This window comes from Anabaena sp. 54 (assembly GCF_017355725.1).
Taxonomy (GTDB): Bacteria; Cyanobacteriota; Cyanobacteriia; order Cyanobacteriales; family Nostocaceae; genus Dolichospermum; species Dolichospermum heterosporum.
Genome location: NZ_JAAVWA010000003.1, coordinates 304,086 through 318,898, shown reverse-complemented (window position 1 = coordinate 318,898; position 14,813 = coordinate 304,086). Strand labels below are relative to the sequence as shown.

Annotated in this window: 13 protein-coding genes; 6 read left to right on the top strand and 7 right to left on the bottom strand. The window is 38.3% G+C overall.

Annotated features, from left to right (window positions below):
- Window positions 1–80 precede the first annotated feature (80 nt).
- Entirely contained in the window at window positions 81–1,316 is a 1,236-nt protein-coding gene (locus tag HEQ36_RS06050; RefSeq protein WP_168634900.1) for an FIST N-terminal domain-containing protein, read from the top strand.
- A 67-nt stretch (window positions 1,317–1,383) separates the two neighbouring features.
- Here HEQ36_RS06050 and HEQ36_RS06045 read toward each other — a convergent pair whose 3' ends face one another.
- Entirely contained in the window at window positions 1,384–2,487 is a 1,104-nt protein-coding gene (locus HEQ36_RS06045; protein ID WP_168634899.1) for a metallophosphoesterase, read from the bottom strand.
- A 148-nt stretch (window positions 2,488–2,635) separates the two neighbouring features.
- On the opposite strand from HEQ36_RS06045, the gene trmB reads away from it, so the two are divergent.
- From trmB to HEQ36_RS06025, 4 genes are all read left to right on the top strand, one after another.
- The gene (gene trmB, locus HEQ36_RS06040) at window positions 2,636–3,340 is read left to right on the top strand and encodes a tRNA (guanosine(46)-N7)-methyltransferase TrmB (protein WP_053538491.1); all 705 of its coding nucleotides are present in this window, start codon (window positions 2,636–2,638) and stop codon (window positions 3,338–3,340) included.
- Between the two features lie 410 nt (window positions 3,341–3,750).
- Window positions 3,751–4,182 (top strand): hypothetical protein, encoded by a 432-nt coding sequence (locus HEQ36_RS06035; RefSeq protein WP_053538492.1) that lies wholly within the window; start codon window positions 3,751–3,753, stop codon window positions 4,180–4,182.
- Window positions 4,142–4,369, top strand: coding sequence for a hypothetical protein (locus HEQ36_RS06030; protein WP_205748385.1), 228 nt, complete (start codon window positions 4,142–4,144; stop codon window positions 4,367–4,369). The genes HEQ36_RS06035 and HEQ36_RS06030 overlap by 41 nt, the downstream gene beginning before the upstream one ends.
- A 101-nt stretch (window positions 4,370–4,470) precedes the next feature.
- Window positions 4,471–4,800 carry a hypothetical protein gene (locus HEQ36_RS06025; protein ID WP_168634897.1) on the top strand — a complete coding sequence of 110 codons (330 nt, stop codon included), beginning with the start codon at window positions 4,471–4,473 and terminating at the stop codon, window positions 4,798–4,800.
- Window positions 4,801–4,893: 93 nt separating this feature from the next.
- Here HEQ36_RS06025 and HEQ36_RS06020 read toward each other — a convergent pair whose 3' ends face one another.
- From HEQ36_RS06020 to HEQ36_RS06005, 4 genes are all read right to left on the bottom strand, one after another.
- The gene (locus HEQ36_RS06020; protein ID WP_039204034.1) at window positions 4,894–5,469 is read right to left on the bottom strand and encodes a Uma2 family endonuclease; all 576 of its coding nucleotides are present in this window, start codon (window positions 5,467–5,469) and stop codon (window positions 4,894–4,896) included.
- A 144-nt stretch (window positions 5,470–5,613) separates the two neighbouring features.
- Entirely contained in the window at window positions 5,614–6,012 is a 399-nt protein-coding gene (gene psb27 / locus HEQ36_RS06015) for a photosystem II protein Psb27 (RefSeq protein ID WP_027402160.1), read from the bottom strand.
- A 191-nt stretch (window positions 6,013–6,203) separates the two neighbouring features.
- Window positions 6,204–7,346 carry a 7,8-didemethyl-8-hydroxy-5-deazariboflavin synthase subunit CofH gene (gene cofH, locus HEQ36_RS06010; RefSeq protein ID WP_053538495.1) on the bottom strand — a complete coding sequence of 381 codons (1,143 nt, stop codon included), beginning with the start codon at window positions 7,344–7,346 and terminating at the stop codon, window positions 6,204–6,206.
- Window positions 7,347–8,096: 750 nt separating this feature from the next.
- Window positions 8,097–9,677 (bottom strand): glycosyltransferase family 39 protein, encoded by a 1,581-nt coding sequence (locus HEQ36_RS06005; protein WP_168634896.1) that lies wholly within the window; start codon window positions 9,675–9,677, stop codon window positions 8,097–8,099.
- 808 nt (window positions 9,678–10,485) lie between these two features.
- Here HEQ36_RS06005 and HEQ36_RS06000 point away from each other — a divergent pair.
- On the top strand, window positions 10,486–11,721 hold the full coding sequence (locus HEQ36_RS06000) for a glycosyltransferase (protein WP_168634895.1): 1,236 nt from the start codon (window positions 10,486–10,488) through the stop codon (window positions 11,719–11,721).
- A 113-nt stretch (window positions 11,722–11,834) separates the two neighbouring features.
- Here the strand turns inward: HEQ36_RS06000 and HEQ36_RS05995 are convergent, their stop codons facing one another.
- Window positions 11,835–12,116, bottom strand: coding sequence for a peptidase (locus HEQ36_RS05995; protein ID WP_053541212.1), 282 nt, complete (start codon window positions 12,114–12,116; stop codon window positions 11,835–11,837).
- Between the two features lie 91 nt (window positions 12,117–12,207).
- Window positions 12,208–14,799 carry a cation-translocating P-type ATPase gene (locus HEQ36_RS05990; RefSeq protein WP_053538498.1) on the bottom strand — a complete coding sequence of 864 codons (2,592 nt, stop codon included), beginning with the start codon at window positions 14,797–14,799 and terminating at the stop codon, window positions 12,208–12,210.
- Window positions 14,800–14,813 lie beyond the last annotated feature (14 nt).

Here is a 14,813-nt window from a genome sequence, read left to right as displayed (position 1 = left end):
GGGATCTGACTCTATTCAGCAAGCGACAAAGTTAGTTAAAATAATCAACTAACCCCAAAACAGAAACCAGCCGAAAACTCATGGCAGATCAAATGCAGTGGACAAATGCCCTATCAACTCGTCCTTCCTTAGAAGCGGCTATTAACGATGTTGTAGAACAAGCAGTGGCATCTTTAACAGCACCAGCGGATTTAGGGCTGGTATTCATTTCTTCTGCTTTTATGAGTGAGTATTCCCGACTTTTGCCTTTATTGGCGGAAAAACTTTCTGTACCTGTATTAATTGGTTGTAGTGCTGGGGGTGTCATTGGCAGAAAACAGGCTGGAGAAACGGAAGAAATAGAAGCAGAACCAGCCCTGAGTTTAACTTTAGCCCATCTTCCCGGTGTCGAAATCCAACCTTTTCATATTGTGGCGGAAGAATTGCCAGATTCCGATAGTTCCCCAACTGCTTGGATTGATTTAGTAGGTGTATCACCTTCCGTAGTCCCTCAATTTATTCTCTTGTCTAGTCCCTTTGCTTCGGGAACAAATGATTTGTTGCAGGGGTTAGATTTTGCTTATCCAGGTTCAGTGGTGGTGGGAGGACAAGCCAGCAGCGGCTTTATGAATGGTCGTGTGGGCTTATTTTGTAATGATAAGTTATATCGGGAAGGTACGGTAGGCATCGCTTTAAGTGGCAATATCGTCTTAGATACAATTGTTGCCCAGGGATGTCGTCCCATTGGTGAACCGTTGCAAGTCACTAAAGCTGAACGGAATATTATTTTAGAGTTAGATGAAAAAGTACCTTTGATGGTGTTGCGAAATTTAATTAGTAGTTTGACTGAAGAAGAAAGGACTTTGGCGCAACATTCTTTATTTGTGGGTTTAGCAATGGATGAATTTCGGCTAAATTTACATTCGGGGGATTTTTTAATTCGCAATGTTTTGGGAGTAGATCCTAATGCTGGGGCGATCGCAATTGGCGATCGCATTCGTGCCGGACAAAGGTTACAATTTCATCTGAGGGATGCCGAAGCATCAGCCCAAGATTTAGAAATTTTACTCCAAGAATATCAAAGTGAAAATGCCGGACAACCTTCTCCCGTCGGTGCTTTGATGTTTACCTGTTTAGGACGAGGAACAGGTCTTTATGGCAAACCTAATTTCGATTCTCAACTCTTTAGCCGTTACGTCCAGGACATACCAATGGGTGGGTTTTTCTGCGGTGGTGAAATCGGTCCTGTCAGTGGCAGAACTTTCCTCCATGGTTATACTTCTGTATTTGCTATTTGTCGTTCTTTAAGGGAACAGGGAACAGGGAACAGGGAATAGGGAATAGGGAATAGGGAATAGAAATTTTCTTGCCTCTTGCCTCTTGCCTCTTGCCTCTTGCCTTTTCCTACTTCCCAATTAAAAGCGTACTATGATTATCAATAAAAGCCGGATTCCCATCATTAACTGCGCTATATTCTTCGATGTAACGACGAACATGAATCGGAAAGTGGGGATATTCTAACATAGCATCACCATCGGCAATTGTCGCCCAAAAGTCCCGTAAACCGGGGGCTAGGGTTTGTGCCTGTGCTAGTGGTAAACTTAAAGGTGGTAAAGTCAATAATTTGAGGACAAAGGGATAAGAGCGATCGCCCATCCATTGCCGTGATAATGTTTGTAAATTGGGAAAATCTGGCACTGATTCCACACGATGAGAAACAACTTGTAACGATTCATTACCCAATTCATCGCGGTTAAATTCTAATACCCGATAAGGATGAGGATAGCTGACTAAGGAACCAGTCGTAATATCATAAATTCCGTCTGCACAAGCCACATCTTGAACGTGCAAATGTCCTGTAAATACTAACTTAACTCCATAGCGTTGTAATAATGTCCGCAGTTCTGGAGCATTTTCCAGCATATAACGATTTGCCATCGGATGATTTGATTGATTAGGTAAATGTTCAACCACATTGTGATGGATCATTACTAAAACTAATTCATCTTTAACGCTTGCTAATTCCCGTTCTAACCACTGGAATTGTTGACTATCTAACCGTCCTATTTGCTGACCTTTATCATCAAAAGAGTTAGAATTAAGACCAATTAACCTCACCCCTGGAAATATCTGCCGATTATAATAATGTTGTTGAGGATTTTCATAACCAAACTTTTGGTAGAAATAGGGAAAATCTGCAAAGCTAATTGATTGTTGATTGGCGATTAAAACAGGGACATCATGATTACCAGGAATAACATAAGATGGAAAAGGTAACTGTGATAACCTGTTTTGTAACCAACTGTGATTCGCTGATTCGCCATGTTGGGTTAAGTCTCCAGGGATCAACAAAAAATCTAAATCTAATTGGGTTAAATGTTCTAATACACTATCAAAAGCCGGAATACTCACTTCCACCAAATGAAACCGACTAGGGTGATCCCAGATTGTTTCAGGAAGCGCAATGTGTAAGTCGCTAACGATAGCAAAACGAAAATTGAGTTTCATTGATTTTAAGAAAATGTTAAAAATAAAGTTGCAAAGATTCTTTTTCTCAAAGTATAACTCTCACTGTGTATACCTGTGCAGGAATATTTAGACTTAATAATATTTGTATACATTTGTTTAAAATTGTTGTTTTTTAGGAGCGTAAATTTTGTCACCTGTTCGAGTTCGTCAGCACGTAAACCCCCTGGCAAGTAAATTCCAAACCCCAACCGCTTCTCCAGAATGGGAAAAGATTTATATCCAACAAAACCTACCTCTACATTTAGATATCGGTTGTGCTAGAGGTAGATTTGTCCTCAAAATGGCACAAGTAGAACCAAATTGGAATTTTTTAGGGTTAGAAATCCGAGAACCCCTAGTAGTAGAAGCAAATAGAATCCGCGATGAAATGGGTTTAACCAATCTGCATTATTTGTTTGCAAATGTGAATAATTCCCTCATTTCCTTATTATCAACTTTACCTCAAGATAGCTTACAAAAAGTTACAATTCAATTTCCTGATCCCTGGTTTAAAAATCGCCATGCGAAACGTCGGGTAGTCCAAGCGGAATTAGTCACAGAATTAGCGAAATATTTAGCAGTGGGTGGTGTTGTTTTTCTGCAATCTGATATAGAATTTGTAGCAGTAGAAATGTGCGATCGCTTTGATGAACATCCTGCATTTGAGAAGCTAGGAACAACAACATGGTTAGCCCAAAATCCTCTCCCTGTCCCCACAGAACGGGAAATAGCCACTCAAAACAAAGGTGAACCAGTATATAGGGCTTTATTTACAAAGAAAACTGAAATTTTAGAGCCTGGGGTAAATGAGCAATCGTACAGAAACTTACGCTCAGGCTGTAACCCTTGCTAGATTAATCTAAACACGATTAGACTTGTTTGAGTATATATAATCATCCTTTGAACCCGTGTTTAAAAGTGATAAATTACTAACTTTTGTTTTAATGGGTGATATAGTTGATTAACTGGTTAAACACCAAACCGACTTAATCCAACTCAAAAGCCACTAATGTAGATAAAATTAAAGGCTCTTCGGGACTTACTATGCTAGATTAGCCCATCAAATTGTAAAATCCTTACCATATAAGGACTTTAGGTTGATCCATCGGTTGATTTAACATAAGTGTGGCATCAAAACCCATGAAATCCTTTATTTATAAAGGTTTTGGAGTAAATAAATTCATATTTGCCATAACAAGTGCCGAAGAGCCAAATTAACTTATCTATGGAGTTTTATGGCTTCTAAAATCTCAGGAGGCGAAAATGGTTCCTTTACACCTAGAAAAATTAAAAAGCAATACTCTCTTCGCTGTACCCAATGCTTTGAAAAATTTCTTTGGGTTTATTGTTGAAAAAATACGCCCAGAATTAGCGGAAGTTAGAAAATTAATTGAAAAACTAGAAGCTTTACCCAATGTTCAAGCGGCTAGGGGAATACGCAACAAAAATGGTGATTCACGTAAGATAATATTTGAAATACTAGCTACCGTGAATCCTAGTGAAAGAATAGACCTTCTAACGGAAGCTACTGATTTTGCAGTTGAAACAGAATGGAAGATGGATGCCCTTACTAAGAGTAGAAATTGGCATCTTGAGGTTCAAGTAGTTAGAAAGTTTAGGGAGGATAAAAAAAATCAAATAATTATTTTCAACAATGACAGAACCAAGTATTTATCTCCTGCAATCTCAAGCTAACGAAGAAAGCGCAAAGATAGCCCAAAAGGATTTTCCTGAATGGGCTATTATTATGTATTTTTATGCAGCTTTGCATCTAATAAATGATTATGCTCTTGAACTAAATCAGATAGATCTACTAAAACCCATCTTCCGCACCCTAAACTGTCACACAACGAAAAATGGTCGTTGGGGGATTTGGGATTAGCGAACTGCTTGCAGCAGCGCTTCGCTATCGCCACATAAAATTTCGACCTTTTTGTATAAAAATCATCCTTTAATATATTAAAAAGTCCGAAATTACCGATTGTGACACCGGGGGGTGCGGAATGTGGGCTAAAAGTAGATGAGGATTCAAAAATATCACAGCATTCTCTTAGAAGAGAATATGTGAAAACTATCAGTAATTATATTAATTGTAAGGATTTACAAGCAAATTATGATTTTCTTTTTAATGAAAGTTTACTAGCTAGATATTTAGTAAATAGAAACGACATTTTAGAATGTAGTGCTAGAGAGTATTATAGCCAATACACTGATAAAGATTTTTTAAAAATCCGTGATAAATTAGAACAAATTAAAATACGATTAGAACAAGCGCAGAAAAGACACAAAGCGGGTAAAAGCAGTAAAAAATAATTAGTTATTTGGCGTTAGCCATAGGGTACAGGATGTAAATTCAAAGCCAGATAGCAAGCCAGTTTTACTCCTGACTCCTGCTATGTCTTTCAACTAACGAATTAAACCAGCCCGTTGAAAGATAGTATGAGGAGTGATTTCTAATCCTGGTAATATTTCATGACTAATCATTTGATTTTCTCGAAAAGTCACAGGCAGAGAAGATACTGTAAAGACAGTAATAGTTTGAGAGATTGTATCTACTATCCAAACTAATAGAATCCCCGCTTGTAGATAATAAGTAGCTTTATCAATCATGTCTCCAAAAGTTTGACCAGGAGAAATAATTTCGATTACTAATTCTGGGATAACAGGACAAGCCTCATCTTCAAGCCAGTCAGCAGCAAGACGGTGATAGGAAACATAAGTTAAATCAGGAACGGGTATCCAACTTGTTTGATTTTTGGTTAATTTGATTCCCCATTCCACAACAACACGACCTTGATCTTGCGCCCATGTAGATAATAGTATAAATAATGCTCCTGTGGTTGAGCCATGAAAGAATTTAGGAGACATTTGCTCATTTTTATATTTAGGTACAGCTTCCCCGTCAACCAACTCATAAGTAGTATCATTTTCGGGAAGTGCGAGAAATTCTTCGACAGTAAGCTGATTTTTTAGTTGAGTCATAGTTAGCTTGCAGGGATTAATCTTCCCGCCTTTTATGATAACTAAATTTGGGGATTTTTAGGTGAGAATCGGGTTGGGGAAACCTGGGCGGGGAAGCCCCGCCCTGAATGATGCTGTATCAAGAAACTATCCTTGAGACATACATTAAGCACCACGTCTTAGGGATGCTTCTACTTGCTTGAATTCAGCATCCAGACGTTTTTTCAGTTTTTCAGGAACGGGACGATTAGGATAAGAACTGTAATGTCCTGCAAGGGAATTGAGGGCTGTTCGCATGGTGGTAAAAGAGTTAAGAGCCAAAACAGAAGTATTCCGTTGGTAGCGAGCCGAAAAGTCATTGATTTTTTGACGGGCTTCTGCTTCAAGTTCGGCTTTATTTGGGGAATCTTGAGGTAATTCTAGGGTTTGTCTCAACGTATTGACTACAGTTAAGGTATCTTGACGATAATCCCCGGTTAAACTATCTGGACTACCAGCACAGCCAACTAAACCGATAACTAAAACTAAAACTAGAGAAAGCAAACGCGACCAATAGCTTTTCATAAGCATTAAGTAAAAAAGAACAAGTAAATCAAAATCCATCCTATCTTGAATCGGTATATGGGGAATAGGTCAGTTGTCTCGTTCCCATACTCTGTATGGGAATAAATTCTATAAGGCTCTGCCTTTTCAATAATACTATGAGGCAGAGCCTCTATGATTGCATTCCCAGTCAGAGACTGGGAACGAGATAATTACCCATTACCCATTAGCCGATATAAAGTATCCCGTTGTTGATAGGGTCTTTTCAAAGAAGTTATTGCATTTTGTAAAGTTTCTACTTCCATGCAAGTACCACCCACAGCCCCAGCCATTGTGGTAATGTGTTCTTCCATTAATGTGCCACCTATATCATTACAACCCCAATTTAAGGCTGATGTAGCACCATCTAGTCCCAGCTTTACCCAGCTTGGTTGGTGATTGGGGATGTAATTTCCCAGATAAATTCTGGCTACAGCGGTTAGTAATAGGGAATCAGCGAGAACTGGTTGGTCTCTTCCTACCTTTTTGCGTAGGGATTTGGGGGCTTCTTGACCAACGAAGGGTAAGACAATAAATTCGGTAATTCTTGCAGGATAGCCTTTTTCTATGGCTGTTTGTTGGAGCGATCGCAATTTTTCTAAATGGACAATTTGCTGTTCTGGGGTTTCAATATGTCCAGACAATATGGTACTCGTAGTGGGTACACCTAATTGATGGGCTGTACTGACAATTTCTAGCCAAGTGGCTGTATCAATTTTTTCTGGACACAGTACCCGTCTGACTTCATCATCTAGCACTTCTGCGGCTGTTCCGGGCATAGAACCGACACCAGCATCTCGCAAAGCCTTAATCACATCAGTATAAGAAATTCCATCTAATCTGGCGATAAATTGGACTTCTTGGGGCGAAAAAGCGTGTAAATGTAAGTGAGGAAATTCGTCCTTAATGGTTTTTACCAGTTTGAGATAATAGGGTAAAGACTTACCATTAATTTGCGCTTGTGGGTGTAATCCCCCTTGCATACATATTTCCGTTGCTCCTCGACGCACTGCATCTGTAGCTTTTTCCAAAATCTGCGCCGAACTTAACCAATAAGCATCCGCATCACCATCATCCCGGCGAAATGCACAAAAACTGCAATGTTGCTCACAAATGTTAGTAAAATTAATATTACGATTAATTATGTAAGTAACAGTATTACCAACTTGTTTCTGACGAAGTTGATTTGCTGTAGACTGAATTTGAGCGATCGCCTGTGGGTCAGTTTGTTTTAGTAAAAATACTCCATCATTAGGGGATATATTATCCTCTGCCAAAGCCGATTGCAGAATAGACTCAAAAGTTATAGTAGTCACAGGTGATTAAATATAAGTAGGTTGGCGTTGAAAATTGTTGTTATGGCAAGGCAAGAGGCAAGAGTAAAGAAGTTTGGTTCTTCGGTTCTTTTTATGGAAAACCTGGTTCAAAACCATTGAAAGCCTTATTGTGTAGGCATTTCATTGAAAATATGGTCATAATTGTTTATAACCCTTGCCCCGTAAGGGTTTTGTTATAATCAATCCTCAATTACCATAAAAACAACGCAAGAGCCAGAAGTTTTCAGCGATTTTATGTTTCTTGACACAGTTTGGTTTTATTGTGTTCACCTACTTAAACAACTCGTTTAATTTCATAATAAATTGAAATTTGTAACTTTTAAATGTTATTTAACTGATAAACACCATTGTTCTAGAGAATCTTTGTTAACAGATTATAAATCGAGACTAAGTAGTGAGACAGAATTAATTACACAATGTCATTGCGTAAGCGTTGCGTGGCGTTAGCCATGTGGAACGAAGTGGAATTAAGCAATCACAACCTTTGCGATTGCTTCCCTTCGCTCGCAATGACTGTAAATATTTTTGTCCAATTACTTACACAGACGAAATTTTTCTCCGCTGGTTAATATTAAGGCGTATTGAGTTTTGTAAGCACAAAGCACAGACTGCGCCAACAAAAATCAAATGGGAGTCTTATACAATTATAATCCATTAAGTTTTTTAAATACTTTTTTGACAACACAATTTTTGGTAAACTAGAATCGGGAGAATATTAAGTAATATTGCTTATTTTTTGTATGTATAAAAAGTCCCATTTATACTTTTATGGCTGATAATATAATGTTCATTGATAGCTTGTAGAATATTTATTCTCAAGAGATCCAAAGATTTGAATTGAACAGATGAATGTTTACCGAATTTCTTTTCTAACCCATCAGTGATATATTTTACAAACATTATATGAATTTTCTGAATTGGTGATTTTTCAATATTTAAATTATTCTCATTTAACCCTAGATTCAAATAGTCATTATCCAGAAGAATTGTCCTAAAGTATCCTGTGTTTATTTTTTCTAAAAAGCTATTTTTATTATTTTTTCCAGTTGCTATCATTTGTCCTCCATTAAATGAATCATATTCAAAGGACTTGCCAGAAAGATAGCAGATGAAGATGCTATTATGTATACACAATACAGAACCATCTTGCTGTGCCAAAAAAGAGGCATCTACACGATTCATCTGTTCTTCTTTTGCCAGATCAGGTAAATGGATAATTTGGTGAATACTATCTATAATCATTATCCGTGTAGATATTAGGATACTCAAGCTAATAACTAGGGGGAAAATTTTTGCCAATTTACTTTTGGAATCTAGATAAGAAAGAATTACACCTAGCAATATAGAAAGACTAATAAATGTATCGAAATAGATATTAATATTAGTCCCTAACCCTCCAGAAAAATATATGCCTGTACTAATAGATATAACTAAATATAGAGCAGTAATTCTTAGTTTTAAATGTCTGGCAGCATAAGTTATACCGATAATTGCTAGAATAAACGGAATAAATAACTTGGTTAATAGCAAATCTACACTATTTACAATCTGTGGAATACTATATACACGGCTACCAGTAAGCATTACTTCATGAATAAAATTGCTACCAGATATATTGATACTAATTAAAATAAAACCGCTTGTAATCAAGCCTAAGTAAATCAGCCATTTGAAAAAATCTGGACGTGAAATCAAAAAAAGTTCGATAGTTATAGCCAATGGTAAGGCAATTAAATTGTGTTTTATAAAAATACCCACTGCCATTAGTGCTGCCACTATCAATAAATGATATTTTATTTTAATAGGTCGTAAATAAATTAATAACGCTAATATAATTGGTAAATGCCCTAATAGTTGAGGGTCATTCATGCCTATATAAACTTGAGCCATTGTCGTGAATAAACTTAGGCAAAATATTCCCGATAAAACGGCATAATGAAGGTTTTTAATTAAAATATTAACTATAAAAACTACCATTGTTATTATTAATAACAAAGATAATAACGATAAATATCTTCCTGCCAAAATAGGATTATGGATTAATTTACTAAAACCGCTGACAATATAGAAAGAAAATGGAGGATAGTTAACTGGAGTCCATTGTTGTTGCAAGTTATAAAGTAATTCTCCTGAATTTACTCTAGTCAGATGGTATGCATTCCAAGCCTCATTATAATTTATAAAAATTCCTGAGAAACTTATGCGGTAAATAGGGTAAAAAATCAATAACAATGTTATTATTGATAGTAATCCAATACTTAACCAATAGTTAATTTGTGAAGCTAGAATTTTCTTTAAATATAAATTCATATTCAAATAAAATTATTATAAATTTTTCAGAGAACTAGTTTTTGTGTGAACGTCAATAACATACCATTATATCTTTATCAAGATTATATGCAACATAAATGTTTTCACATTGTAGTTATTCACTCCCCCCTCTAAAATTATCGAAACCCTTGACCTCTCGTTAAGGATAGGGGGGGAGTGTGAGAGTGTGAACAGTTATTTCACATTTTGATCTGGAATGACTTTATCTTTCACAAACCATGACTATTTTTATACTCAAAACGGTTGGGACATGGACTTTTGCCAAATGACAAAGAACCCAAGTCATCTCATTCCCAGTCTCTGGCTGGGAATAAATTCTAGAAGGCTCTGCCTTCAATAATATTAGAGGCAGAGCCTCATCAACTACATTCCTAGTCAGAGACTAGGAACGAGATGTGGTAGGGATTTGAGCTTAAGTTGACACCAATGAGCAGTCCCATTGGTGTCAACTTAACGTAAAACATCTATCCCGCAAAAAACTCAATTCATCTTCCAGTCTCTGACTGGAAATGCATTCTAGAAGGCTCTGCCTTCAATAATATTAGAGGCAGAGCCTTATCAACTGTATTCCTAGTCAGAGACTAGGAACAAGATGTGGTAGGGATTTGAGATTAAGTTGACACCATTAAGCTTTTGCTTTACCCCTTGTATCGTAATAAGGAGAGGGAAAAAGAATAATATTTAATATTAAAATTTATCCATTGTTTCTATATGCCAAAAGTATTGTACTCTATGGAGAGTTAACCTTTATAGGCGATTTAGAAAGTTAAAATTTACTACTGATTTTATGACCATCAACTCATCTAATTCTTTATTAGCAGTTCCTATTGGTACATTGATGATTGCTGAATTTACACCCAAAGAAACAGCCGAAAACAATGCCATTTTCCTATCTTTAGTAATTCCTACTTATCAAGAGTGTGACAATATCGAAAATGTGATCAATATATTAAGTGGGTTATTGGATAAAACTATTCCTGGTAATTATGAACTCATTGTAGTAGATGATGATAGCCCTGACCGAACTTGGGAAGTGGCACAATCTCTGATTCCAGATTATCCCCAATTACGGGTCATGCGTCGTCAAGAAGAGAGAGGACTATCCTCAGCAGTAATACGTGGCTGGCAAGCGGCTAGAGGGCGTGTATTGGGCGTAATTGATGGCGATTTGCAGCATCCTCCAGAAGTATTAACACAACTGTTGCAAAAAATAGAAGCGGGGGCTGATTTAGCATTAGCTAGTCGTCATATAGACGGTGGTGGTGTGAGTAGTTGGAGTGTAATTAGACGCTTTTTATCCCGTGGAGCGCAAGTTCTAGGATTGGTGATTTTACCGGGAGTTTTAGGTAGAGTTAGTGACCCAATGAGTGGTTATTTCATAGTACGACGAAGTGCGATCGCTAATACCACACTTAATCCTATAGGGTATAAAATTCTTTTAGAAGTCATTGGTCGGGGACAGGTAGGAGAAATTGCTGAAGCCGGTTATGTATTCCGCGAACGCACAGAAGGAGAAAGCAAAGTGACGTGGAAACAATACGTAGACTATATTCAACACTTAATCAGATTACGGTTATCTACTGGGAGAATAGGAAAAATTAGTCAAAAAGTCAACTTTCCCATTGGGCGATTTCTCAGATTTGGTGCAGTGGGATTTAGTGGCGTATTTGTAGATTTAACCATATTTCATATCATGCGTACCGTGATTAACATGGGTTTAACTCGCAGTACAATTTTTTCAGCCGAAGTAGCAATTCTCAATAATTTTCTTTGGAATGATTTGTGGACATTTGGGGATATTTCCCGAAAACAGACAGGAAAGCGCCAGCGTTTCAAAAGATTCCTGAAATTCAATATGGTCTGTTTAGCAGGGATAATCATCCAAACATTAGTAGTCAATTTCCTATTCAATAGCTTAGGTATGAACCAGTATATAGCTAAATTAATAGCGATCGCAGTAGCCACAATTTGGAACTTCTGGGTTAACCTAAAACTAAGCTGGCGAGTCACAGAAGTCAAATAATTTTTGGGAGTCAGGAGTCAGGAGTCAGGAGAAAAAGAAGAAAAAGAAGAAAAGATTTTCTATTCTGAATCCTTGAAATCCATTCATCTGCGTTTATCCGCGTTCATCTGCGTTTAATTATGATTAGGTTTTTTCTTCTGATTGAACAAACCCGACATACTCATACCCGTCACCAATAAACCGATTAATCCGAAACCATTCAAAATCGGATAAATTCCCTGTAAATGAAAAATTTCCCCAGTATGAATTTTCAACATTAATCTAGAAGAAAGTCCAATATTCACAGACCATTCCCCAATAATAGTTGCTAACATTCCCGTTAAAACAGTTAATAAAAGTGGGACACAAACAATAATGCCAATAACACGATGATATTTACGAAATGCTTTTTTCACAGTAACCCTCCAAAGATTTTTAAACGCAGATGAACGCAGATAAACGCGGATGTTACCTTTGCGCCTTTGCGCCTTTGCGTGAGACATATTATTATCTGCGTCCCCAAACCTTCAATCCTTCAAACCACAAAATACTCAATACTCCAGAAGTGAGACTAACTAATAAATCATCAAAATGAAGAACAGAGAACCGGAATAAATGACGTAACACAGGAACATAAAGCACCAAACCCATAAACACCACAGCACCAGCCAACACCCACCAAAGTGCCGCATTAGGAGTGCGTAACATTTCGGGAATAGTCCGCGACCAAGAACGATTACTCAAAATCATACTCAAATTTGAGACAATTAGGGTAGTAAAAGCCAAAGCACGGGCATCAAATTCCCCATGTCCAGAATAAAAAGCCACAGCAAATACAAGCAGTAACACCACTAGCACACTTATCCCTTGCAGCAGTGCTAACCTCAAAGTTCGACGACTGAATAAGGACTCTCTGGGATTACGGGGTGGACGGTTCATGATATTGCTTTCTTCTGGTTCAGCCTCAAATACTACAGTACAGGCAGGGTCAATAATTAAATGCAGAAAAGCAATGTGGATAGGCAATAATACCAGCGGCCAATGAAATATTACCGGAATCAAGGACATTCCCGCAATGGGGATATGCACCGCCAAAGTATAAGCCATACCTTTTTTCAGGTTATCAAATACTCGCCGTCCTAGCCTCACAGATTGGACAATGGCAGAAAAATCATCATCTAGCAAAACTAAATCCGCAGATTCACGGGCGACATCTGTTCCCCTTTCACCCATAGCAATACCGATATTTGCAGCTTTCAAAGCTGGGGCATCATTCACACCATCTCCAGTCATAGCCACGATTTCACCGCAGCGTTTGAGGGCATTCACAATTAGTAATTTTTGTTCGGGAACAACCCGCGCAAAAATATTCACAGTTTGAATGCGAGATAGTAACTCCCCTTCTGGGATTGTTTCCAGTTCTGCACCAGTAATTACTTCTGTGGCAGGTTTTAAACCGATTTGGCGGGCAATATTTTGGGCTGTGGCGGGATAATCCCCTGTAATCATCACTACCCGGATACCAGCAGTGTAACACTCAGCAATGGCTGGGGCGACAGTTGGACGCACGGGGTCAGCCATACCTAGTAGTCCCAAAAAGGCAAATTCAAAGTCATGCTGGGCTTCAGGAAGAGATTTGAGGGTTTTGTTTTTTTGATGTTGCCCAATAACTTTGGCTACACCCAAAACACGCAAACCAGCGATCGCCATTTTATTAATCTGCTGTTCCAAATCTTGCCTTTGTTGGGTGTTAAAATGACAAAGATCAGCGATCGCTTCCGGCGCTCCTTTGGTAGCAACTACTAATTTATCTTCTGGAGATTGCCACACACAAGACATGGCTAATAATTCACCTGTAAGGGGATATTCTCGCAGGATTTCCCAATCTTGATGTAAATGTTCTGTTCTAGCTAAATAATCATCACCCACTTGTTTGAGGGCTTTTTCCATGGGGTCGAAAGGGTCTTTGCGACTGGCTAAAATCCCAAATTCGATTAATTCATGAAAAGTTTCCGGCAGGGCTTCCCGTTCATGGAGGGCAACATCGTAAAATTGCGATGTTAATGTTGTCGGCTGATACACAAATAATTGCTGAACTGACATCCGGTTAAAAGTCAGCGTTCCAGTTTTATCTACACAAAGAACAGTCGCAGAACCCAGTGTTTCTACTACAGGAACACGCCGAGTTAAAACCCTAGCCTGGGAAAATCTCCAAGCCCCCAAAGCCAGGAAAATTGCCAAGACCACAGGAATTTCATTCGGCAAAATCGCCATTGCCAGCGCCAAACCTGCTAAAATTCCTTGTAGCCAATCGTTCCTAGTTGCACCGTAAATAACGATGACAGCCACGCAAATAGCGATCGCTACAAAGGTCAATTTACTGACAATTTTTCGAGTTTCCCGTTGCAAAACCGTGTCTTCGGATTCGACAGTTTGCAAGGCTTTACCAATTTTACCCATTTCCGTCTGCATACCTGTGGCATAGACTTGGGCAATTCCCTGACCTTGAACTACTAACGTTCCCGAATAGACAAAAGGTAGATCTTCACCACCAGGACGATGCTGTGTGGCGGTTCTCATTGTGTTTTCTAAATCGGTAGTATCCTGCTTGCGAACGGGTAAAGATTCCCCAGTTAACAAAGACTCATCAAGACTCAAATGGGTAGACCACATCACCACAGCATCAGCAGGAACTCTATCACCCTCTGACAAAACAATCACATCTTCTCGAACTACTTCCCGTCCAGCAATTCGTTGACGTTTGCCATCACGAATAACTAATGCGCGTGGACTAGAAAGATCCCGTAATGCTTCCAGAGATTTTTCTGTTTTTTGTTCTTGGTATAAGTTGATGCCAACAATGAAAAAGATGAACCCTAGTAAAATTAAAGCTTCCTGGGCATCACCCAAAAACAGGTAAATGATACCACATCCTAATAACAGAAGAAAAATCGGCTCTTGGAAGATTTCTAGGGCAATTTCCCAGATTTGACGATGTTGGGTAGATGGTAGCTCATTATATCCTTCTTGTTGGAGGCGATCGCTTGCTACTGACACAGATAGCCCCGTAATAGATTGGAGTTCGATTTTATGGGTCATGATACAAGTTTTGT

What these genes read in the sequence shown, in the direction of transcription:
- psb27 (WP_027402160.1), bottom strand. Translation starts at nt 6,012, where the DNA reads ATGAAAAGCTATTGGTCGCGTTTGCTTTCTCTAGTTTTAGTTTTAGTT.
- HEQ36_RS06030 (WP_205748385.1), top strand. Translation starts at nt 4,142, where the DNA reads ATGACAGAACCAAGTATTTATCTCCTGCAATCTCAAGCTAACGAAGAA.
- HEQ36_RS06050 (WP_168634900.1), top strand. Translation starts at nt 81, where the DNA reads ATGGCAGATCAAATGCAGTGGACAAATGCCCTATCAACTCGTCCTTCC.
- HEQ36_RS06035 (WP_053538492.1), top strand. Translation starts at nt 3,751, where the DNA reads ATGGTTCCTTTACACCTAGAAAAATTAAAAAGCAATACTCTCTTCGCT.
- HEQ36_RS06020 (WP_039204034.1), bottom strand. Translation starts at nt 5,469, where the DNA reads ATGACTCAACTAAAAAATCAGCTTACTGTCGAAGAATTTCTCGCACTT.
- HEQ36_RS05990 (WP_053538498.1), bottom strand. Translation starts at nt 14,799, where the DNA reads ATGACCCATAAAATCGAACTCCAATCTATTACGGGGCTATCTGTGTCA.
- HEQ36_RS06045 (WP_168634899.1), bottom strand. Translation starts at nt 2,487, where the DNA reads ATGAAACTCAATTTTCGTTTTGCTATCGTTAGCGACTTACACATTGCG.
- HEQ36_RS06005 (WP_168634896.1), bottom strand. Translation starts at nt 9,677, where the DNA reads ATGAATTTATATTTAAAGAAAATTCTAGCTTCACAAATTAACTATTGG.
- HEQ36_RS06000 (WP_168634895.1), top strand. Translation starts at nt 10,486, where the DNA reads ATGACCATCAACTCATCTAATTCTTTATTAGCAGTTCCTATTGGTACA.